The organism is Rhizobium leguminosarum (assembly GCF_010668065.1).
In the GTDB taxonomy this organism is placed as follows: Bacteria; Pseudomonadota; Alphaproteobacteria; order Rhizobiales; family Rhizobiaceae; genus Rhizobium; species Rhizobium leguminosarum_S.
The window spans coordinates 36,264-57,877 of sequence record NZ_WUEN01000001.1; the positions used below are offsets into that span (position 1 = coordinate 36,264).

Genomic DNA, 21,614 nt, shown 5'->3' on the forward strand with positions numbered 1-21,614 from the left:
TTGTATAAAAATCGTCATGCAGCCTCAAAGAATTGTTTGCGATAGAATTCAATATGAATTTTATGATATATAAATATGAGGATTATTCATAATAATGTATAGTTTTAACACGAAGTTTTTATTTTATTATTGTTTGACTTTCTAAGCTAATCTATTACGAATGGCGCTCCAGATAATAAGCTATTTAGTCTGCGTGGAGTTGTGCGTATGGACGGGGCGATCAGCACCAGAGACAACAGACCTAGAGGAAACGCAGCGCGAATAAGCGACGCGGTTACTTGCGGGTCTGCAGGTATTGTTTACGACGGCCGGGCGGATTTGGATCACGAGTTCCCGTTTTGCCGCTCGAATGTTCGAAAGTTTCGCCGCGGTGAGATTATTGCCGGCGCCGGCGTCGTCCTTGACATGTTCGCCCGCGTACAGCGCGGAATGGTAAGCGCAAGCACCCCGCTTGCCGATGGACGAGAGTTCATCGTGGAAATCGTTCCGAAAGGCGGCTTGATCGGCGAATTGGAGGTGCTCCGCAAGCAGTCTCTCAGCCTGGAATATCGGGCCTCGTCGGATTGCGAACTGCATTACTTCGACGGTCGGTTGCTGCGGGACCTGTGTGCGAACGATCCGCAATTTCAGGTGAAGATCCTGTCGAAGGCGCTGGCGCGTGTTTCCGAACTCGAACTGCGGATCATTTCCAATGCCGGATCTAGTCTAAGGCAAAGACTGGCCCGGACGCTGCTGCGTCTTTCTGCCCTGTATAGAATGGATGCGCAGAATAGCGGCGACGAGCTGATCATCTCCCAGCATGAGCTGGCTGCGACACTGCCGGCGTCGCGTGAAAAGGTCAACCAATGCCTGCGGCGCTTGCGCGAGAGCAAAGTGGTCGATGGGACACAGGGCAAAATCCGTATTCTCAATCGGAAGGCGCTGGAGGCTTATGCCGAGGGGGCGGGTCTCGGCTGAGGCGCGCCGCGATAAAAAACGGAACGGCAGAAAGCCTCGACAGAACCCGCCGCCGGCGGGTTTTGTGTTTGATGACAGTGCGAGTTGATCGTCAGACGAGGCAGGCTGAAAGATCGGGTTGGCGTGTTGGCTCTTGTCTTCATGCGCGTCGTCCCAAAATCGCTGCGCATTTTGGCGCGGCATACTTAGACTTCGCTCTCGGAAGCACTCCTCCAGTATTTCCAGCCTTCACCCTGTATGAGCCCGTGATCGGACAGGTCCTTCCAGCTTCTGTAGGTGCCCGTATCGTCGTAGACGAAGTCATCCATGTCCTTGCCTGAGGAGTATACGGTATATTCTTCCGTATGTTGGGACCGGTGTGCCGCATCGGCGACCTTGTGCACGAAGGTCGACAGGAACTTGAAATGCAGAAGGGCGCCGGATACGCCGAGCGCTCCGCGCATGTCGCCCAAATTCAGGGAGAGCGGCCAGACCTGGTGCGATGATTTGAGAAACAGACGTTCACCCGCCACATAGACGAGGGGTATCTTGTTGAGCGCGGGGCCGTCCCAGAGCCGGTCGTGGAAATAGACGCGCCCGCGAACGCCGCCCTTGATCCATATCGTCTCGTTGCGTTTGTCGAAATGCGCCACATAGCCGGAGCGGTCGAAGAGATTGCAGACCTCGAGCGGGTTGCGACCGGGTTCGCAGATGTTTTCGAGAACGGGATGCGGGCTGTACATGTCGATCATGACCGAGCGGAGGGAATGGCCGCCCATGGAATCGATATAGGACGTCAATTGATCGATCGGCCGTGTGTCGCAATGCGGATAGACCAGGAACTCGTCTGCATCGACATACAGGACCCACTTCTCCCGGCAGTGGCGGTTGATGACTTCGTTGATCCAGTCGTTTCCGAACCTCGCCGCCTTGTAGGAACCATGAGCCGAAAGAAGGGAGACATCGTCGAAGGCGGACAGCAACTCGGCCGTGCCGTCGGTCGAGCCGTTGTCGATACAGATGAAGTGCTCGAAGCCGAGATCGCGATAATACTGAAGGAAGAAGGCCAACCGGTGCCCCTCGTCACGAATGACGCAGATGACGACGTGGCGCGCCTGCTTGAGCCCGTTGCGCAGCAGGTCATAGCGAACCTGCCGAGCCTTGAGCGACCGGCGCAGACGGGCTTTCACGTAATGCGAGATACTGGCGGCGGAAGCCCTATAACTCATATTCTGTCCTGAAGATTATCCATTCCTGGAATGAATGGATGAATACCTTGCGCTTCCGTCTGCAAATCCACGGCTCGACCGGCGACGCTGAGTTCAGTCACGCGGACATTCAAGTCGGACCAACAATACATCATCATACGGCGTAGTCGCCAACCAGCAGGCTCTGGACCCTGGGATTAGGTCCTTCTTTCTCAACTGCGTGCTCGATGCGCGCCCGTATCGACCGGTATTTATACAGCATCTTCCGATCGAAGGTTATTCCACGATACAGCGAGTTGTAAATCGGATGTGCTTTGCGGAGGTCGACGTATACCTGGCTTTCCTTATCGGTCCAGGGAAAGAAAGTTCCATGCCATGGCTTCGGATGCGCCATATAATGGACGATCGACAAGGAGGACATGTTCACCAGATGAAGGAATTGTTTGGGAAAGTTCCAGCGGTTCGACACCAGGATGAGCGATGAACCGCAGACATAATTCAATGCACCCTGATCATGTTTGCCCTCGCAGGCCTCGGGATTTCTAGCAAAAAGCTCGAGCGCCTCCTGCCCGATCCAGCCGTTTCGATGGAATTTTAGGACGCCTGCGTTGAAATAGTGGCTGTCCTTTCCGGTGTCGAGGAAGTCATGGATCGCCGTGTAATCGCGCGCCGCGAAAAACCTGCCTTCGGGTACAGTGGCACTTTCGAACGCACCGAGATCGCTGACGATCTGCGTATCCCCATCGAGGTAGATGATCTGGGTATAGTTGGAAGGCAGGATCTCGCAAAGGACCAGCTTGGCCATTGTGCTGACGCTGATGCGTCCTTGGAAATGCGAACTGTCGAGCTTGCCGAGCGAGTCCTGCAGCGCTTCGGTCGCATCGGTCAATATGACCCCACTCCTTGCGAGCAGGGCTTTCAGCTCTTCGAAATTGTCGAGATGTTCCGACATCAGAACGCAGACGTCGGTCGCAGGGCTTGCGAATTTGCGAGCCTGAAGCGCCGAGAGAATGGTCGGAAATGAATACTCGACATCCGTGACGTAGACGACGCACTGGTTGTTCATGTCATCACCTTTCCGATTGTGCGCGATACAAGTGAATCGGTATTGTCTTTGCGAGGCGAGGGACCAGTTGTGAATTGAGCCGACGGGTCTGTCATATGAAGGCCCTGTTCGGTATATATAGGCCAGCATCCAGTGCGCTGGTGCTGAATCGGTGTCTGGCTGTCGGCGGCTTTTGTATGTTTCATTGTTGAGATGTTCACCATGAAGAGTGCCTTGCCTGTCATAAGGCTATGTTTCGACATGTTTTTTCGCGGTACGGCGATTGGTGCCGGGACCCTTGTCGGAATGCGGAGGGAAGGGGGATTGTGATGTTGATCACCACGCTCGGGGCAGCTGTGATTTCGATCGCTGCCGGGGCTTCCATCCGCGCCTGGGCTTTCGCGATTTTTGCAATCCTGGTGGCAATCGGCTTCGGCGGCGTGGCTTTTGCCGGCGGGTCTTCCGTGATCGCGGCCATGCTCTCCGGTATCGCTATCCTCGTGCTCATGGAAATCGGCTATCTGGCAGGCGTGTTCCTGTCGGGGCTTTTGCGGCGCAATGCCAAGCTGCGCGAAAACAATGTTGCAGATAGCGTCGCGACCACCAGCGAGCGCCCGCAAGGCTGATGTCGACATAAAAGCTACAGCATAGCCTTCCGCGACTGACCTCCGACGGCGTTTGTTCGCTGGACTGCTTTTACAGGCGATCCTTGAAAGATGCGGTGCGGCCGGCCGGCTTCGGCCCAATGCGGGCGCGCCGATGGCTCGACGAGATTGCCATCCCGCGCCGTGGCGGAGTTCCAAAGCGGGCGTCATCGTGTTGAAAACATCGGCGCTCTCATCAGAGATGCCGATGTCTCCAGCGGGGTTCGATTAGCGAGCGATCGGGTCGCGCGCCGGGGAGAGGTATTGGTTGCCAGGCAGCCGGCCGCCAGACCTGCTGTGGTGCTGAACAGCAAGCCGAGATCCGTGCCGCTCCCCGATATCGCCGCCGAGGCGACCTGCGCGATGGATGCCATGACCGCAGCGTTTCCGATCGCGTGCATCTCCCGATCGCCTGACATGTGCCGGCCGGAGGCCCGCGCAAGGCTGTACAGGAAGGCGGCGAAGAGAAGAGTGCCGGTCAATCCGACATTGGAGAGTAACGCAGCGATAAAACTCGAGGCCCGAACCGTGCCGAGCCCGGCGCCGAAGGTGGCGGTATCGACGAATGCGATCAATGCAAGTGTATTCCAGGCGGTGCGCTCTTCACCGGATTGCGATTGGAGCTTGTCCGACAAGGTGGTGCTCATCAGGCCGGCGATGGAATTCCACGCATCTGGGACAAGGCTGAGTGCGACGATGGCGCAGGGAATCAAAAACAGCGTGATCACCAGGAAAGTCACATGCGGGGTCTTGGCGGGGCCGCTAATCAGTCGTTTCAGGCAAAACAGGACGAACATGCAGACAACGAAAATGCCGGCGATATAGGCGGTTGTCGATGTGCAGAGGACGATCGTCGGGCCGATGAAAAGCGTTGCAAGTCCCGCCATGCGGCTTTGGACGCGCTCCAGCCAGAGCAGAAGCGTGAAGGAAAAATAGGCCAATGCGACCGCGCCATAAGTGCTTGCTTCGGGGAACGGTCCGACGATGCGTTTGAAGCCGCTGATCGTCTCGGCCGTATGCATCGTATAATTCGCGTTTCTGATGACATCGAGCAGGTAGGACTGGTCGGTCAGGAATGTTCCGATATCAATCAATGCCAGGGTAAAACATGCGATCGAGGCGACGATTAACTGCAGTGCGATGAAACGGGCAAAGCCGAGCCTGGCAAGCCCCGAGACGACGGCAAAGCAGGCGAGGTCGCCGAGCAGATAGACAGACTGGCTGAGATTGGACGAACCCGGCGACAGGGGAGCCGCCACCGTCGACATCATGCCCGTGGTGTCTCGTGCAGAGGAGTAGACGAGGGTCGCGCCTGCAAAGATGCGCGGCAAAAAGAAAGATGATGCCACGGAAAACAGGATGTAGGCGGCAAACCAGAAACCGGGACCCGGATAGGCCAAGCTGGCGAGCGTCGCCTGTGTTTGAGCCGGGCGCAGCAGGGCGGCTACCACGAGAAAAAGCACGAGAAGATGGCTTGGCTGGATGCTGCTGCCGCCGAGCGCGGGCAATTGCAGAGCCGCTGCCGCTCCGAGCAGCGTCGACAGGCAAAGGGTCGTGATCGCAAAACGCGCCCCGTTGACCATGCTGAGCAGGCCAAGCAGCAGAACGATGAAGCCGATCGGTTCTATCGACATGCTTCAGATCCCGATCCGGACGGAGCGGCGGAGGCATCGGGTTTGCCGAAAACCGGCATCTGCCCTCCGACGCAATGCCCGAGGCGAAAGCCGCCAGCTGTCGTTAATGGTCACGACCGCCCCCTAATTCGATCCCGTCTGGGATATCCAGCCGGGAGCCGTCTGATTGTCGCCTGCTACATCAGACAGCGGGACTGCCGAGCTTTGCTGCTGTGGCGCGGACTGCAGCTGCAGCGTAGGCGAAGGCGTCTGGAGATCCGTGTCGATGCCGATTTCGATGACATCATGCGGCCGCAAGCTGGTCGTCTCGTCCGCCTCGATATTGCGATAGGTGCCATCGTCGTTGCGACGCACGATCCTGTAGTTCTTCTGCGCTCTGCCAAGGCCCGGCGTGTCCATGTTCATCTGGGCGAGTTGAGCGCTGTAGCCAGCCTGTTCGCCCAGAAGCTGGGCCACCTGGATGTCGATCGCAGCCCTGCCGATCGCGAGATTGACCTGGTTGAGCAGTTCCTGGTTTTCGCTGTTCTGCCGGTTGGCGATATTGATCTTCGAGCGATCGGCTTCGCTGAGCCCCTGGCGAGCCGTGGTCAGGGCTACCTCGAGATCAATCAGGGTGCCTTGTGCATCCGCAACGCCGCGGTCGACCGTGACCTGCCGGGAATTGCTGACCAGACCCTTGCTCACCAGGCTGTTGACATTATCCAGTTCCTTTTGCGCAAGGTCGATCTGCCGCCTTTGCGAATTGATCTTGGCCTCGAGTGATTGGACCTGCTGGCCGTAGAGACGGGCGAGGTCGCTCGCCGCGTCGATCTGGCTTTCGATATCGACGCGTCGCAGCCGCATCAGGTTCAATTCCTGCGCCTTCAGCTTGTCCACATCGGGTGTTCCGGCGAGTTCTGCAGGGATATCGAAACTCTGTTCGCCGGCGATCTCGGCGCGCAACCGCGCCTGGCGCATCAGAAGATCACGCCGGTTGAGAATGGCCGTTCGGTAGGCGCCGGCAGCCTCGATCCGGTCGCGCTCGAAGACGGTATTCTCCTCGCGCTCCCGAAGGAAGCCGCCGGCGATGCTGACGGCCTTCATGACCGTCATATCGGCCTCAAAAGCATAGCGCCCAGGGGTCTGCACGGTCCCGGTCACGAAGATCGGCGCATGCTGGGCAATTTCCACGGCGATGAACGGCTTTCCCGGCAGTTCGGCCTTTTCGGAGAGCGCGGTGGCGATCGCATCGGAAACCTGCTCCGTCGTCTTGCCGATCGCCTGCACCTGGCCGGCGATCGGAATCGCCAGATTACCGGCATCGTCGACCGTATATGTTCCGCCGAGGGCTTCCCAGCTGGCATACCGGGAATCCGACGATCGCCATTCGACGACACGCAGTCTGACCTGATCTTCCGGCACGAGGGTATAGTTTTCCGCATGGGCGACACTCCAGCCGGTCACGCCGGAAAATACCAGCAAGGCAAGGGCGATGGAGATGAGGCGACCGGACAAGGATGTGCGCTGCATTGTCTGCTATCTCCGTTTCGTTGCGATCGACGGCGAAGGCATTTCGCGCGGCGCGGGATTGCCGAATTCCAGGATGCGGGACGGAGAGACGCGGCCGACAAGAAGGTCGGAAAGCGCCAGCAAATTGCCGTTCAAGCGTCCCCATCGGTCGATCAAGCGGTCATTGAATAATAGGCCCCGTGTATTCGCCAGGATGTTGCGGCCGATCTGTGCGACAGCACGGCCCTTCGACATTGTGCCCTTCCGGAGTAGGTAGACAGGATTGGCAACTTGCGAATAGCCGAGTCTTCGGCCTGGCTGGCGCCCGGATCGGACGCCGAGATGCACGCCGCGAGCGCCTTCGACACGCACGGACCTGCCGTAGCGGGCGATGGACCGGCTGAAATCGACATCTTCGAGCCAGCCGTAGAGCGGCAGTTTTTCATCAAAGGTCAGCGCGTGCTCGACAACGGGTGAAAGGCGAACCGCCATGTTGCATCCGTAGGCGTTATAGACCTCTGTCACCTGCTCGGCTCCTTCGCCCGCAGTTTCAAGAACCTTCAGGGCCTTTGACATGCTGAGGCCGCCATCGAGGATGCCGTCGGCCAGGACTTCGCCAGTGGCGATCGCCACGTCGGGGTTTGCTGCAAAAACCGCCGCCATCCGCGGCAGGAAGGTCGCGGCGGGAATGAAGTCGTCATCCAGGAAGATCAGAATATCCGTATCGGCGGCGGCATGGATGATCCTGTTGCGCTGGGAGGTCAGGCCACGGCTGCCGACGATGACTTCCACATCGAGGCGGTCGGCGAGGCCGGCGGCGTCGTCGATCACGGGCACGCAGACGATCAGCCGCTCGGCCTGGTCCGGCAGGGCGGTGAGATAATCGACGGTCTCCTTGAGTATCGAGGGGCGGCCTGCCGAAGCAATCCCCACGGCCATTCGCAATGGGCGGCGCGCGGGGCCCGCCATGGCTTCAGCGCCGCAAGGAACAGGCGCCGGTCCGATCGGGCTGTCCTGCCTGGTTGCTTCTGCCGAAGGTGAAGTCATGACTCTATTCTTTTCGGTGCATGGTTGATGACCGCGCCGAGGATCTCCGCGCCGATATTCCGCAGGGTCTCGATGACGTGCATGGTATCGTCGATCGAGGTGTGCCCGTGCGAGGTGACCACGAGGACACCGTCCAGTTCCGGCGCGATCGCATTGGCATCCGGCGAAGCAGAGAATGCGGAAATGTCGACGAATATGGCGTCGAACTCCTTTTTCAGGTCGGCGAAGCTCAACTGCGTGCGGCGGGAACTGAGGCGAATGGCCGGCGTCACCGCTTCGACTTTGCCGAGGGGTAGGAATTTCAGCGTCGGGGTGAGGGGCAATGCCGCCGTCTGGATCAGTTCGCCATTGTCGAGAACATCGACGAGGCCTGTGGAACTATGGGGCGCGATCGATTTGCTGAGCGACGATTTCTGCGCGGCCGCATCGATCAGCAGCGTCTGCGCTCCTGATATCGACGAGAGCACGGCAAGTTCGCATGCTATGGTCGATGCCCCGCTGCCGGGATTGACGGCGACGATTCCAATGACGACCCGGCGTTTGCGCCGAAGACCAACGACCGTCGCGCTGAGCTCCGCCATGCCGGGAATAACAGGATAGGCGGCTGCGGTGCCGCTGCTGCCGGTACCGGCAGCGAGGAAACGCGCAGAGTGACCATTGCGGGTCCTCGATGTCGCCAGCAAAGTGACAAAGGGCAGCCCACCGGCTTCCGCGATCTGATGGGGCCGGACGATCCGGCGATCGCCGGCGTGCCTTATCATGGCGAGTGCGAAGCCGACGCCAAGACCAACCGCCGCCGCAAAGGCGATGATGAGCGTGCTGCGTGGTCTGGCTTTCGAAAGAGGCAGGGTGGCCCGAGAGACGATCGTGGCATCCGACACCGGGTAGGTGATGCGCTGCCTGGCTTCGGTCAGCTGGTTCAAGGTATTTTCATAAAGGGTGCGGCGCGCGTCAGTCGCGCTCTGCAGCTCCGCAAGCTTGAACTGATCGCGCGGATTGCTCATGAAGCTGGCCAGGGCGCTAGCAGCTTCGGCCAGTCCGCGCTGCTGCTCGCTTACGAATCTGGTCAGCCATTCGCTGTATTGCCGGGACGCATTGGCCTTCATCGCGATATTCTTCTGGATATACTGCCTGGCCAGCGTGTCGGCGATGTCGACGGCTTGCTGCGGGGTCGACGCTGCAGCCGATATCTCGATGATCGTCGAACTCCCGATCCGGCGTACTCCCATCATGTTCAGAAGTGTGGCGATCGCCCGGTCACGGATCCGCCCGTCCTTGATCTGCTGTTGCGGCTGTGTGTCACGCGGTCCTGGGCCTGCCGCTTCGTGCGATGCCGTATCCGGTTCAGAAGAAGCGCCCATCAACCAGTTCTTTGCCCTATCCTGCAGCGAAGGCGTCTGATCGACAAAGTTAGGATCGGTATCGAGACCAAGTGCCGTTACCGTTCCACCGACGACATCGCTGGATTTGGCGATCTCCAACTGTCCCTCGATGAACGCATCTTCCGCGAAAGCCCTCTGTGCTTCGGAGCCGCTGACCTGGGGGACGATCACAAGTTGCGTGTTGGCAACGAACGTCGGTTCGGCGGTCAGCACGTAGCTCCCTGCCAATACGAGGAAAGCGAAAGTCGTCGCCGCAATCCACAGCCAGCGCATTTTGAGAAAGAAGAGCATATCCCGCAAGGTGAGCGGCGAATTCCCGCCGGTGGGTGCGGCAGGCAAAGATATCGGAGAAACACCGCTGAAGATCGTGCTTGAGGTCATGTCGTCCTAATCCAAAATGGCGAGATCACGGAGTAACCAGGTAGTGGCAGCTTGGAGGGACGGGGGAGTAGCGTGTCTTCCGATTCCAGGCATGATCGGCGGCTCTCCCCATGAATGCTCAATACGAGCCGCGCTGCGAAAACAGAGCGGGAATGGTCTTGGCAATGATGATGAAGTCCCGGCCGAGCGACCAGTTGTTGAGATAGTGAACGTCGAGGGAAACCCGGTACTCGTAACTGACATCATTGCGCCCGCTGGTCTGCCAGTGACCGGTCAGGCCCGGGCGGACGGCCATGTAGGCCCATATATGTTCGCCGTAGCGCGGCAATTCCTCGGCCGTGATCGGCCGGGGGCCGACAAGGCTCATGTCGCCACGCACGATATTGATCAGTTGCGGAAGCTCGTCGATGCTCGACCGCCTGAGGATATCACCGACGGCCGTGATCCTCGGATCGTCCTTCAGCTTGCGTGTCTCTTCCCATTCGCTTCGCGCAGCCGGGCTGTTTTGCAGCAATTCGGCAAGCTGAGCACTCGCGTTGGTCTTCATCGTGCGAAACTTGAGGCATCCGAACGGCGCTCCGCCGACGCCGATGCGCGTATGGGAATAGAAAACCGGGCCGCGGTCGCTCATCTTCACGATCATTGCGACGATCAACAGAAGCGGCGAAAGCAGGATCAGCGCCGTGACTGCGATGACAAGGTCTAGCGCGCGCTTCGACGATCTGCCTGCCGCACGCGGCCGGGACGAATGAAGATCGGCGCCTTTCGCGGACCGTCCGACACGCGACCAAGCCTCGAAACTATGTGCTTCCCATGTCATGGGTGGTCTCCAAAATATTCCGATTAAGAACCGTTCAAAGTTTGCTGCGCCGCACTCTGGTTGTCTGTTACCAAGGTCATAATCCTTAACAAATTCTTTATGCTACTAACGGGCAATCGAGAATTCGGATTACACTTTTATGGCCTTCTTTTCATTTAAAACGACAATCTAATCTAATTCGTGGTGATTATCTGCTGACGCTTATTTATCAGTTTTGATGTCATCACTTTGATTATTGCCGTTTTTTATTCAGTAAGCCATTTTAATAGGCAGCCATCTTCGACCGCGTGGCGGTTTTTTGGCTTCTTTGAGATTTCTGGTCGTTTTTTCGGTGTATATTTTGTTTTGAAGTTAAATATATACTTTATCTTTACGTCATATCTCCGTGATGTTATTTGACTCTCATATTAAGACAATATAAATGATGCAGTGCAGCATTGCCTATGGTTATCGAGTGGAGTTATGCGCATGGATGGGGCGACACACGCATCAGATCGCAGGGCCGGCATCGGCAAGGCGGCGATATCGGCTAACGGCGGCATTCATCTGAACAGCCGCATCGTCATCGACGACGAATTCCTTTCCTGCCGGTCGAGCGTCCGGCGTTTCCGGCGCGGTGAGATCATCGCCGGGGCCGGCGTCCTCGTCGATACGTTCGCGCGCGTCCATTCGGGGATTGTCAGCGCAAGCACGATGCTGCCCGACGGCCGGGAATTCATCGTCGAGATCATTCCGAAATCCGGCCTCATCGGCGAGCTCGAGGTTCTGCGCAGGCAGACATTGAGCCTCGAATACCGCGCTGGTTCCGCCTGCGAACTGCATTTCTTCGAAGGCCGGCTGCTGCGCGACATGTACGCCAGCGATCCCTGCTTTCGCGAAAAGGTCTTCTCTAGAGCGCTGGCGCGTATTTCAGAGCTTGAACTCCGGATCATTGCGAATGCGGCGTCGAGCCTGCAATCGAGGCTGGCCAGCACGCTGCTGCGGCTCTCCACGGTTTATGGAAAAGATGCGGCAAACAGCGGCGACGAACTGATCATCTCGCAAAATGACCTGGCCGCGACGTTGCCGGCGTCCCGCGAGAAGGTCAATCAATGCCTGCGGCGCCTGCGGGAAGGCAAGATCATCGACGGGGGCCAGGGCAAGATCCGCATCCTCAACCGCAAGGCGCTGGAGGCCTGTGCCAACGGCGCAGTTTCGGTGAAGTGATGCGCCCGTCGCTTCCCGAGGTCCTTCGATCCGCCGCAAACGTCGGCCGGTTTCCCGGCCCCGGCACGACAAAGATCGATCGCGTGGTCATCATAGATGATTATTCGGTGGCCAGAGGCGGTGCGACGGCGTTGGCGGTGCTGTCCGCCAAGCTTTTTCGGGGCCTCGACATCCCTGTGACCTATATTTGCGGAGATGACGCCGCCAATGCGGATCTCGTCGCGCTCGGGGTTTCAATGGTCGGGTTGAACAGCCGCGATCTGCTCAGTGCCGAGCGTGCGAAGGCTTTCGTGACCGGCATTCACAATGGCGCCGCCGTCCGCATGGTCGGGAACTGGATTGCCGCAAACGACACCGCCAATACCGTCTACCATGTGCATGGCTGGCACCAGATCCTGTCTCCGGCGATTTTCAGGGCGTTGATGCCGGTCGCCAGACGATGTGTGGTGCACGCGCATGATTTCTTCACGGCCTGCCCCAACGGCGCCTTCTTCGACTATCAGGCGCAGGAAGTCTGCCTTCGACGCCCGCTCGGCGGAGGCTGCATTGCGACGGCCTGCGACAAGAGAAGTTATTCGCACAAATTGTGGCGGGTTGCCCGCGGCTCCAATATCCTCCGGCGGCTGAAGGATCAGGCCGATTTCGGCCGTATCATCCTGCTGCACGAGAAGATGGCAAGCTTCCTCGTCGGCGCCGGATATCGGCCCGAACGACTGACGACAATCCGCAATCCCGTCGCTCCGCTCTCCATCAAACGCATCGAGGCGGAGGCCAACGAGGAGTTCGTCTTCATCGGGCGGCTGGACGAAGAAAAGGGCATAGAGGACGCCGTGGCCGCCACACGCAAAGCTGGCGTCAGGCTCTGCGTGATCGGGGACGGGCCGCTGATGCCGCTGGTTGCGGCTTCGGGAGATCACGTCAGGGCCGTCGGCTGGCAGTCGCATGCGGAGATCGGCCCGACCATCCGCAAGGCGCGTGCACTGTTGATGCCGTCTCGCTATCCCGAGCCATTCGGCCTCGTCGCTATCGAAGCGGCCAGGAGCGGTCTGCCGGTCATCATGTCGCGTAGCGCCTTTCTTGCCGAAGAAATGCAAAGAGCCGGCATGGCGATCGCCTGCGATACGGCTGACGAAAGCGCCTTTGCCGATACTTTGACGCGATTTAGCCAAATGCCGAGGCACGAGGTCCGCGCCATGAGCGAGCGGGCTTTCCTGAAGTCGCCGGATCTTGCGTCGACACACGAGGAATGGCGCGACGCGCTTCTTTCCGAATACCACAGCCTGATTTCGACGAATGCGGTTCCCGAGCTGACAGACGGTGTGTCCATACAAGGAGTATTGAGTTGACCCTTAAGGCAACAACCTCTCTTCCCGACGCGAGGGCATTTCTCGGCGATGCGCCTGTCATGGCGAAAAGACGTGTCACTGAGGCCGGAAGCGCGAGCGATACCAAGCAGCTTCGTGTCGCCATCGTGCATTATTGGCTCGTTTCGATGCGCGGCGGCGAGAAGGTCGTCGAAGAGCTGTGCCGGATGTTTCCGCAGGCCGACATCTTCACTCTCGTCTGCAACCGGGATCGCATCAGCGATTTTCTGAAGACGCGGAACATCCGCACATCCTTCCTGCAGAAGATCCCCGGTGCAAAGCGGCATTATACCAAGATGTTGCCGCTGATGCCTTTCGCGCTCGAGCAGTTCGATCTGCAGGATTACGATCTCGTGCTGTCGAGCGAATCCGGACCCGCCAAGGGCATCATCACGCGCGCCGACGCCCTGCATGTCTGCTACTGCCATTCGCCGATGCGCTACATCTGGGATCAGTTCCATGTCTACCGCCATGGCCTGCCCTGGGTGGGTCGCGCCTTGATGTCGATCACCGCACCCATGCTGCGCGCTTGGGACGTGACGACCTCCTCGCGGGTCGATGTGTTCGTTGCCAATTCCGATTATGTCGCAAGCCGCATCCGCCGCTTCTACGACCGGGAATCCATCGTCATCCATCCGCCGGTTGCGACCGACGATTTTGTGGTGGGGAAGGGGAAAGGCGAATTCTATCTCTATGCGGGACAGCTGACCACTTACAAGCGGCCGGATATCGCCGTTCGCGCCTGCACCGAGGCCGGCAGGAAACTGGTCGTGATCGGCGAGGGAGAACAACTGGCCTATCTGAAGTCGATCGCCGGACCGACCGTCCAGTTCCTCGGCCATCAGCCCTTCAACGTTCTGCGCGACCATCTGTCGCGATGCCGTGCCCTCTTGTTTCCGGGCACGGAGGATTTCGGCATCCTGCCGGTGGAAGCCATGGCATCAGGGCGGCCGGTCCTGGCTTTCGACGCCGGCGGCGCCCGGGAAACCGTTTCCTCGCCGCAGGTCGGTTTTCGCTTCGCGCAGCAGACCACGGAAGCTCTGTTGGAAACGATGGCGGCGTTCGAAGAGGTGGAGGACGATATCGATCCGCATGCCATCCGCGCGCACTCGCTGAAATTCTCTTCCACCGTGTTCCGCGACCGTCTGTCCAGCCTGATAGAGCAGCAACTGTCGGACCAAGGCGACCGATCCGCCGAGGTCTTCAGAAGACGGGCGGGCTGAGGGCAAGGAACGGAGCTGCCTGTCTTGCCGCTGCGACCGAACCCGTCGACGAGGAATAGAAAATAGATCATGTCAAGCGTATCTCAGAGGACGGCGACGGCGAGTATCTGGACCATCAGCGGAAAGTTCCTGGCGCGACTGCTCGATTTCGTCAGCCTCCTGATCCTCGCAAGGCTTTTGAGCCCGGCGGATTTCGGCCTTGTCGCCATCGCGACCTCGGTTCTGGTCATCGTCGAGACAATCCTGGACCTGCCGCTGACGCAGGCCCTGATGCGCCAGCCGTCGCCTTCGGACGATATGTTTGCCACGGCCCTTACCCTCAGTCTGCTTCGAGGCGTGGCCATCAGCATGCTGATGATGTTCATCTCCTGGCCGATGGCTCTGATCTATGACGATCCCCGGCTTTTCTCTCTTGTCGCCGTGCTCTCGATTGCACCTGCCATGCGTAGCGTGATCAGCCCGCGCATGGTTCTGTTCATGCAGCGGTTCGATTTCAAACGCGAGTTCGCACTCGATCTCATCACCAAGGGCTCGACACTGCTGTTCGGTGTCGGGGTCGCGGTCGCGACCGGCAGCTATTGGGGACTGGCGATCGGCGCGGTTGCAGGCCCGACCGCCGCGGCGATCACCTCCTATGTCTTTGCGCCGATGCGACCGAGGTTCAGCCTTTCCGAGTGGAAGCACTTTCAGGACATGATCAGCTGGAACACCGTCTCGCAGGTGCTGAGTTCGATCAACTGGCAACTGGACCGGCTGCTTTTGCCGCGCTTTACGGGCTTGTCGACTTTCGGCGCCTTCAGCGTCGCCGACAATATCGCCGCTATTCCATACCAGACCTTTGTCGGGCCATTGTTGCGTCCGCTGATGGCGGCATTCTCGACCGTCGATGACCGTCGTAATCTGATCGCTGCCTATCTGAAGGCGACGAACGCGATCACCTTTGTGGCAGCGCCCATCCTCATCGCGCTCGCCTTGCTTGCTGAGCCGGCCGTGCGGATCATCGTCGGCGAGAAATGGGCATCCGCCGCGCCGATTCTGCAGTGGTTGTGCATCGGCAGTCTGCTCGGTCTTCCGACGAACATGATGCCGCCATTGGCCATGGTGCTGAACAAAACCCGTTATCTCGCTCTCCGGATGTTTGCCGAGTTCGCCGTCAGGGTTCCGGTCACCATCCTGGGCATTGTCTATTTTCAGGTGGCAGGAGCACTGGGCGCGCGGATCGTGGCGGTGCTTGTCGCCTATGCCGCATCGCTGGTCATCACGCGGCGGCTGATCGGCGCGACGTTCGCCGCTCAGTTGCACGCCTTTTTAAGGCCGCTGGCCGCGAGCTTGCCGATGATCGCTTTCCTGCTGTGGATGGAGCCGATGCTCGCTGCCATGCCTGTCGGCCTCAACCTGGTCGCCAGCCTGGCGCTTTGCGGCGGGGCGGCAGTGGCGATCTTCTGGGCCTTCGCGCTGCTCGTGTGGCAAATTGTCGGAAGGCCCGACGGCATCGAGACCATCGTCGTCCAAAGGCTCATGCCGCGACGAAACGGAGTTCTCATCTCATGATCGAGACAAGTGCAGCCCAAAAATTGGTTTGGCGTTTTCGGAGGAGCAGAATGCGTTACGGGATATCTTCTAAGGCTCTGGGTTTGCTTATCGTTCTTGGTCTGGGCGCGTTGCCCGGCCAACCCAGCGTGGCTCAGGAACCACTTAATATCAATGCGTACCAGCTCACGTTCGAGGAGAGTTTCGACAGTCTCGACGTCTCGGCCTGGGGGGAGAGAAGTTCGCGCTGGATCGCCCATACGCCCTGGAACGGCGATTTCGGTGACGCCCGCTTCACAGATCCGGCCCCCGGCTTTCCGTTTACCACCGATCAGGGAATTCTGAAGATCGAAGCGCGCAAGGAGGCCGATGGAACCTGGCGCTCGGGCCTGCTGTCGTCGGTGAACCCGAAAGGTGAAGGGTTCTCGCAGCAGTTCGGCTATTTCGAAGCAAGGATGAAGCTGCCTCCGGGCAAGGGCGTTTGGCCGGCATTCTGGCTGATCGGGCTCGACCGGTCGAAATACACCGCCGAGATCGACGTCCTGGAATATTACGGACGCGCGCCCTACGAATTCAGCATGGGTTTTCATATCTGGCGTCAGAGCCAGGGCGGCCAGAACAGCACCGGCGGCCATTGGCAAAAGGTCCAGGACGGCATTTTGAACAGTGAATATCACACCTACGGCGTCGATATCCAAGCCGACAAAACGAGCTTCTACTTCGACCGTCAGTTCATCTGGAGCTTCGACACGCCGAAGGAATTCCACATGCCGTTCTATCCGCTGGTGAACCTGGCACTCGGCTCGGGTTGGCCGATCGATGAAACGCCCAATCCTTCCATTTTGCTCGTCGACTATATTCACGTCTACAAGCGCAAGCCTACTGACGCAGCGAATTGAACAACTGACGGGGATAGCCGTTCCGTCGCTAACAGCCGCAGCTGATACCGGTTTCCGGATCGAAGAGATGCATTGCCTCCTCGTCGAAAAAGAGGGTGAGCTTTTCGTTGTCGCGGATCGGTGTGCGTGGCGGCAGGCAGGCCATCAGCCGCTGATGTCCGGCAAGGGCGGTGACGACGAGTTCCGGGCCGGTCAACTCTGCGACCTCAAGGCTTGCCTCGATCGACGGGCCGGTGCCGTCCGTGCGAAGCGCCTCGGGACGGATGCCGAGGATAAGGTCGCGGCCATTGCCGGCCGTCTGGCGGAAACGAGCGGGCAGGGGCAGGATCGCATCGGAGCCTGAAAGCGCCAGGCCACCGTCGCGCGCCGTCGCCTTCAGCAGGTTCATCGGCGGCGCGCCGACGAAGGTCGCGACATAGAGCGTTGCCGGATGGTTGTAGATCTCCTCCGGCGTGCCCAGCTGCTCGATGCGGCCGTCGCGCATGACGGCGATGCGGCTTGCCAGGGTCATCGCCTCGATCTGGTCATGGGTGACGTAGACGACCGTGGTCTTCAGCATCTGATGCAGCCGCTTGATCTCGGTGCGCATCTCCATGCGCAGCTTGGCGTCAAGGTTGGAGAGCGGCTCGTCGAAGAGGAATACCTCAGGTTTGCGCACCAGCGCTCGGCCGATCGCGACCCGCTGGCGCTGACCGCCGGAAAGCTGGCTCGGCTTGCGGTCGAGGAGGTTTTCGATCTGCAGGAGCTTGGCGGCATCGTGTACGGCCCTGTCGCGCTCCTGCGCCGGCACCTTGCGCATTTCCAGGCCGAATCCGATGTTCCGGTGCACCGTCAGATTGGGATAGAGCGCGTAGGATTGAAAGACCATGGCGATATCGCGGTCCTTCGGATGCACGCCGAGCACCGAGCGGCCGCCGATCCTGACATCGCCGCTCGTCGCCTCGGCAAGGCCGGCAATGATGTTCAGCAGGGTGGACTTGCCGCAGCCGGAGGAGCCGAGCAGCACCAGGAACTCGCCGCTTTCCAATGAGATGTCGATGCCTTTCAGCGTCTCGACGTCGCCATAGGTCTTGCGGATGTTTTGAATTTCGAGCGCGCTCATCGCAAGGGCTCCTGGAGAGATGTCGGGCCGCCATAGTTGCGGGGAAGAGTGGAGATGGCGCGCGAGGCAACCTCGGTTCCCGCCATCAGGCAGGAAACCAGCGGCTCACTGCTTGCGAGCGCGGCGAGAAAGGCGGCGTTGAAGACATCGCCGGCGCCGATCGTATCAACGACTTCGACAACGGGTGCTGCCACCGAAACCAAGCTGCCGTCCGGCCCGATCGCGAGAGCGCCGTCCGGGCCGCGTTTGACGACGACAATCGCACCCGCCGGCATATGCGACCTGATGTGACGCGCGGCCTCGATCGGATCGGCGATGCCGGCAAGCGTCGTCGATTCGACTTCGTTCAGAAGCGCGATGCCGCAGCGGGAGAGCCAGGCGCGCGTCGCTGCGCAATTCTCGTCCGTCCAGCCGTCGAGCGGCCAGCCGGTGTCGAGCGCGACGATGATGTCATGGCTGTCGGTCCAATCGAAGAAGGCGTCATATTCCGCCGTCAAATCGTCGGTCAGGAACGAGCCGCAGAGAAGGGTGTAACCGCCGGCGAGGTGTGCGCTGTCGAGGACCGCGAAGACATCTGCCAGGCTGAAACGCGGCAGGTGGCCCCTCGTCGTGAAGAAGGTGCGCTCGCCGTCCGGATGGGTGATGCCGACGGAGAGCGTCGTTTTCTCCGGACGTACCGGCCACTTGTCGGAACGGTGGCCGAAGGCTTCGCTCAGCCAGCGGCCGAACTGGTCACTGCCGATATTGGCGGCGATTTCGAATTCGACACCAAGCGCTTGCCAGGCGAGCGCGCTGTTGCCGGCGGCTCCGCCAACGCGCAACTCGTCATGGTCGACGATGATTTCCGTCCCGGCCTTCGGCCAGGGGGCGGCCGGTCCAAGAATCAGGTCGACATTGACGTTGCCGATGACTGCAAGCGGCCGCATTCATTCGCTCCGGGTGATTTTGGTGGATCGAACCGGCGTTCCGGCATTCTCCACGCGGGCATCGGCAAAGGCGATCATCAGCCGCTGGGCGACCGGCAGCATGGCGAAGATCGCGGCAAGACCGGTTGCAGGCGCAAAACGGATCGTCACCGCGCCGGCGACCGGCGCTTGCCCGGATGCGTCGAACAGGATGACCGGGGCGCCGGTCTCGACGGCGGATGTCGCCATTGCCGTCACCAGGTCGGCGGTTTCGTCCATGCCGCGGAACAGCACGACGCCGATTTCCGGCCCCAGCATTTCCATCGGACCGTGGCGCAGCTGGCCGCCTTCGAGCGAGAAGCAGGGACGGCGCGACAGCTCGGTCAATCCGAGCGCGAGCGCCTCGGCGATACCCTGCAGCCGGCGGCCCGACGTGGCGACGGTCGCGACGTTTTCGAGCGCCGAGAGAGCGGCGGCGATGTCATGATCTTCCGGCGCCTTGAGGGCGGCAAGTGCGGTGTCAGGATCTTCGCCGAGGGCGGAAAGGATCGCCAGATGCAGGGCGAAGGTCACCGTCAGGCTGCGGGTCGCGGCGAAGGCAAGCTCGGTGCCGCCGCTGCCCACCAGCGACGGAGCGGTTCTTGCGAGGAAGGAATTGCCTTCGAGTGTCAGGCCGAAAGTTTCCTCCGTGCCGCCGGTCTCGTTGAACCAACGCACGACCTCGGCGCTTTCGCCGGATTGCGAGGTGACGAAGATCGTCCTGCCGGCGATCGGCAGCGGCTGGCCGAGCTGTTCGGACAGCGGCAAGGCGACGGCATCGACGCCGAGAGCCCGGTAGAGCGGCTCGACGGCGCGGTTGACGGCATGCGAGCCGCCCATGCCGATGAGCAGCAGCCTGCCGGTCTTTTTCAGCGAAGCGGCGGCCCTGACAGCCATCAGCTTGGCCGCTTCATAGGAGGCGATCGCATCGGCATGCTGGCGCGCCATTTCGCAATCAATCGCGGCAAGTCCGGCCGGCCGGGGTCTTTCTGATGTCATGTTCATCCCTTGACGCCGCCGCTGGTGAGCCCCGAAATCAGGGCGCGTTGCATGACGAGACCGATCAGCACCGGGGGCAGGGCGGCGAGCACGCCTGCCGTCGCGATCAGTCCGTAATCGGAAACGCGGCCGCCGGCGAGATCGGCAATGGCGACAGTCAGCGTCTTGGCGCGCTGGTCCGAGGTGAAGAGCAGCGCATAGAAGAATTCATCCCAGGCAAGCAGGAAGGCAAAGAGGCTTGACGTCGCGACCACGGGGGCGGCCAGCGGCAGCGTGATGATCCTGAGCGTCTGAAACAGGCCGGCGCCGTCGATCATCGCGGCGGATTCGATCTCGCGCGGGATGGAATCGAAGCCCGATTTCATCAGCCAGGTGGTGAAAGGCGCAAGGATGGTGAGATAGACGAGCGCGAGGCCGAAGACGTTGTTCAGCATGCCGAGATGGGAAAGCCCCATATAGAGCGGCACGGCGAGCGCCACCGGCGGCAGCATGTAGGTGGCGATCACCATCGACAGCGACCAGCCGACGGACGGCGTGCGCGACACTGCCCAGCCGGCCGGAATGGCGAGCGCGATGGCGGCGATCGTCGCCATGCCCGCCACTTCGATGCTGTTGCGCAGCGACGAGGTGAAGGCGGCGCCGGCGCTGTTTTCGATCGTCGAGAGCAGTACGCCGTAGCGCGAGAAATCCACCGTCTGCGGCCACCAGCGCAGCGGCTTTGCCGCAAGGTCGGCGGCCGGCGAGATGCTCATGATGAACAACCACAGGATCGGCGCCAGGATGACGGCGGCAAGCAGCAGCGCGCAGACATATATGAAGGCGGAAAAAAGCGGGCCTTGGCGTTCCATCAGGCCGCACTCCCCGCCGTCTTGCGCACCAGAGCGGCGTAGCCGGCAGCAAGCAGCGTCACCAGCAGCGTGACGATCAAAGCCAGCGATGCGCCGGAGCCTGCCCGCTGGAAGGAGAAGGCTTCCTGATAGACGAGGATCGACAGCGTGCGCGTGCTGTTGGCCGGGCCGCCGCGGGTCATCACCCAGATGATGTCGAACACTTTGAAGGCCTCGATCGTGCGCAGCACCAGGGCCACCATCAATGGACCGGCGAGATAGGGCAGGATGACGAAGCGGAAGCGGGCGAAAGCGCCGGCGCCGTCGACCAGCGAGGCGGCGGTGATGTCGCGCGGCACGGCCTGGAGTGCGGCCAGCGCGATCAGCGCCACCAGCGGGAAATTCTTCCAGCAATCGGCGACGATGAGGGCCGCCAGCGCCGTGCCCGGTTCGCCGAGCCAGGAGCGGTAAGCCTCCAGCAGGCCGAGTTGAGTCAGCGCGGCGTTCAGCGCACCATATTCCGGATTGTAGATCAGCCGCCAGAGCGTGGCGTTCACAACGGTCGGCAGCGCCCAGGGCAGGATCATCAGAGCGCGAAGCGCGGTGCGGCCGCGAAACTGCTGGTTCAGCAGCAGGGCTGCCAAAACGCCGATTACCATTTCGGCGGCGACCGAGATGATCGCGAACCATGCGGTGGTAACAAGCGTGCGCTGGAAGTTCGAGCCGGAGATCATCTTCGCGTAATTGTCGATGCCGACGAAACTTCCTTCCGTGCCGACGAGCTTGGCATCGGTGAAGGAGAGGCCGACGGTATCGATCAGAGGCCAGCCAATGACTGAAATCATGACCACAAGAAGCGGCAGCATCAAAAGCCACGCGCGGGTTGTCAGCCAAGTGCCCGACATCAAGGCGACCCTTCTTCCTTATAGGTGTTC

19 protein-coding genes are annotated in these 21,614 nt (G+C 60.2%); 7 read left to right on the forward strand and 12 right to left on the reverse strand.

The features are described 5' to 3' along the window. Window positions 1–207: 207 nt before the first annotated feature. Complete coding sequence (locus GR198_RS00170) at window positions 208–957, forward strand: Crp/Fnr family transcriptional regulator (RefSeq protein ID WP_029872498.1); 750 nt, start codon at window positions 208–210, stop codon at window positions 955–957. Between the two features lie 185 nt (window positions 958–1,142). On the opposite strand, the gene GR198_RS00175 is transcribed toward GR198_RS00170, so the two are convergent. Both GR198_RS00175 and GR198_RS00180 read right to left on the reverse strand, forming a co-directional pair. Next, on the reverse strand, window positions 1,143–2,165 hold the full coding sequence (locus GR198_RS00175; RefSeq protein WP_164046797.1) for a glycosyltransferase family 2 protein: 1,023 nt from the start codon (window positions 2,163–2,165) through the stop codon (window positions 1,143–1,145). Between the two features lie 133 nt (window positions 2,166–2,298). Then, window positions 2,299–3,210, reverse strand: coding sequence for a glycosyltransferase family 8 protein (locus GR198_RS00180; RefSeq protein WP_003562063.1), 912 nt, complete (start codon window positions 3,208–3,210; stop codon window positions 2,299–2,301). 308 nt (window positions 3,211–3,518) lie between these two features. On the opposite strand from GR198_RS00180, the gene GR198_RS00185 reads away from it, so the two are divergent. Beyond that, window positions 3,519–3,815 carry a hypothetical protein gene (locus GR198_RS00185; protein ID WP_164022959.1) on the forward strand — a complete coding sequence of 99 codons (297 nt, stop codon included), beginning with the start codon at window positions 3,519–3,521 and terminating at the stop codon, window positions 3,813–3,815. A gap of 185 nt (window positions 3,816–4,000) precedes the next feature. On the opposite strand, the gene GR198_RS00190 is transcribed toward GR198_RS00185, so the two are convergent. The 5 genes from GR198_RS00190 to GR198_RS00210 form a co-directional block, all read right to left on the reverse strand. Next, window positions 4,001–5,467, reverse strand: a complete 1,467-nt coding sequence (locus GR198_RS00190) for a hypothetical protein (protein ID WP_164066939.1) — start codon at window positions 5,465–5,467, stop codon at window positions 4,001–4,003. Between the two features lie 123 nt (window positions 5,468–5,590). After that, window positions 5,591–6,976: a polysaccharide biosynthesis/export family protein gene (locus tag GR198_RS00195; protein ID WP_164066941.1), complete on the reverse strand. Its 1,386-nt coding sequence runs from the start codon at window positions 6,974–6,976 to the stop codon at window positions 5,591–5,593. A gap of 6 nt (window positions 6,977–6,982) precedes the next feature. Beyond that, window positions 6,983–8,002 carry a glycosyltransferase family 2 protein gene (locus GR198_RS00200; protein WP_204336988.1) on the reverse strand — a complete coding sequence of 340 codons (1,020 nt, stop codon included), beginning with the start codon at window positions 8,000–8,002 and terminating at the stop codon, window positions 6,983–6,985. Beyond that, window positions 7,999–9,765 carry a GumC family protein gene (locus tag GR198_RS00205; RefSeq protein WP_164066943.1) on the reverse strand — a complete coding sequence of 589 codons (1,767 nt, stop codon included), beginning with the start codon at window positions 9,763–9,765 and terminating at the stop codon, window positions 7,999–8,001. The genes GR198_RS00200 and GR198_RS00205 overlap by 4 nt, the downstream gene beginning before the upstream one ends. 118 nt (window positions 9,766–9,883) lie before the next feature. After that, window positions 9,884–10,585 (reverse strand): sugar transferase, encoded by a 702-nt coding sequence (locus GR198_RS00210; RefSeq protein ID WP_164046801.1) that lies wholly within the window; start codon window positions 10,583–10,585, stop codon window positions 9,884–9,886. A gap of 468 nt (window positions 10,586–11,053) precedes the next feature. Between GR198_RS00210 and GR198_RS00215 the strand changes: the two genes are divergently transcribed. The 5 genes from GR198_RS00215 (at window position 11,054) to GR198_RS00235 (ending at window position 16,807) form a co-directional block, all read left to right on the forward strand. After that, window positions 11,054–11,791 carry a Crp/Fnr family transcriptional regulator gene (locus GR198_RS00215; protein ID WP_029872489.1) on the forward strand — a complete coding sequence of 246 codons (738 nt, stop codon included), beginning with the start codon at window positions 11,054–11,056 and terminating at the stop codon, window positions 11,789–11,791. Further along, window positions 11,788–13,137, forward strand: coding sequence for a glycosyltransferase family 4 protein (locus tag GR198_RS00220; RefSeq protein ID WP_312876432.1), 1,350 nt, complete (start codon window positions 11,788–11,790; stop codon window positions 13,135–13,137). The genes GR198_RS00215 and GR198_RS00220 overlap by 4 nt, the downstream gene beginning before the upstream one ends. Further along, entirely contained in the window at window positions 13,134–14,378 is a 1,245-nt protein-coding gene (locus GR198_RS00225) for a glycosyltransferase family 4 protein (protein WP_164066946.1), read from the forward strand. The genes GR198_RS00220 and GR198_RS00225 overlap by 4 nt, the downstream gene beginning before the upstream one ends. 69 nt (window positions 14,379–14,447) lie before the next feature. Beyond that, window positions 14,448–15,929, forward strand: coding sequence for a lipopolysaccharide biosynthesis protein (locus GR198_RS00230; protein WP_164066947.1), 1,482 nt, complete (start codon window positions 14,448–14,450; stop codon window positions 15,927–15,929). Window positions 15,930–15,979: 50 nt separating this feature from the next. Next, window positions 15,980–16,807, forward strand: a complete 828-nt coding sequence (locus tag GR198_RS00235) for a glycoside hydrolase family 16 protein (protein WP_041936439.1) — start codon at window positions 15,980–15,982, stop codon at window positions 16,805–16,807. Between the two features lie 28 nt (window positions 16,808–16,835). Here the strand turns inward: GR198_RS00235 and GR198_RS00240 are convergent, their stop codons facing one another. Genes GR198_RS00240 through GR198_RS00260 form a run of 5 tightly spaced genes read right to left on the reverse strand, consistent with a single transcriptional unit; the run spans window position 16,836 to window position 21,584 of the window. Further along, on the reverse strand, window positions 16,836–17,909 hold the full coding sequence (locus GR198_RS00240) for an ABC transporter ATP-binding protein (protein ID WP_028743250.1): 1,074 nt from the start codon (window positions 17,907–17,909) through the stop codon (window positions 16,836–16,838). Next, entirely contained in the window at window positions 17,906–18,835 is a 930-nt protein-coding gene (locus GR198_RS00245) for a PfkB family carbohydrate kinase (protein WP_029872484.1), read from the reverse strand. Before GR198_RS00245 ends, GR198_RS00240 begins: the two co-directional genes overlap by 4 nt. Further along, the gene (locus tag GR198_RS00250) at window positions 18,836–19,858 is read right to left on the reverse strand and encodes an SIS domain-containing protein (protein ID WP_164066949.1); all 1,023 of its coding nucleotides are present in this window, start codon (window positions 19,856–19,858) and stop codon (window positions 18,836–18,838) included. It lies immediately after the preceding gene. Further along, window positions 19,855–20,700 carry a carbohydrate ABC transporter permease gene (locus tag GR198_RS00255; protein ID WP_029872482.1) on the reverse strand — a complete coding sequence of 282 codons (846 nt, stop codon included), beginning with the start codon at window positions 20,698–20,700 and terminating at the stop codon, window positions 19,855–19,857. The genes GR198_RS00250 and GR198_RS00255 overlap by 4 nt, the downstream gene beginning before the upstream one ends. Further along, window positions 20,700–21,584 carry a carbohydrate ABC transporter permease gene (locus GR198_RS00260; protein ID WP_029872481.1) on the reverse strand — a complete coding sequence of 295 codons (885 nt, stop codon included), beginning with the start codon at window positions 21,582–21,584 and terminating at the stop codon, window positions 20,700–20,702. The genes GR198_RS00255 and GR198_RS00260 overlap by 1 nt, the downstream gene beginning before the upstream one ends. Window positions 21,585–21,614 lie beyond the last annotated feature (30 nt).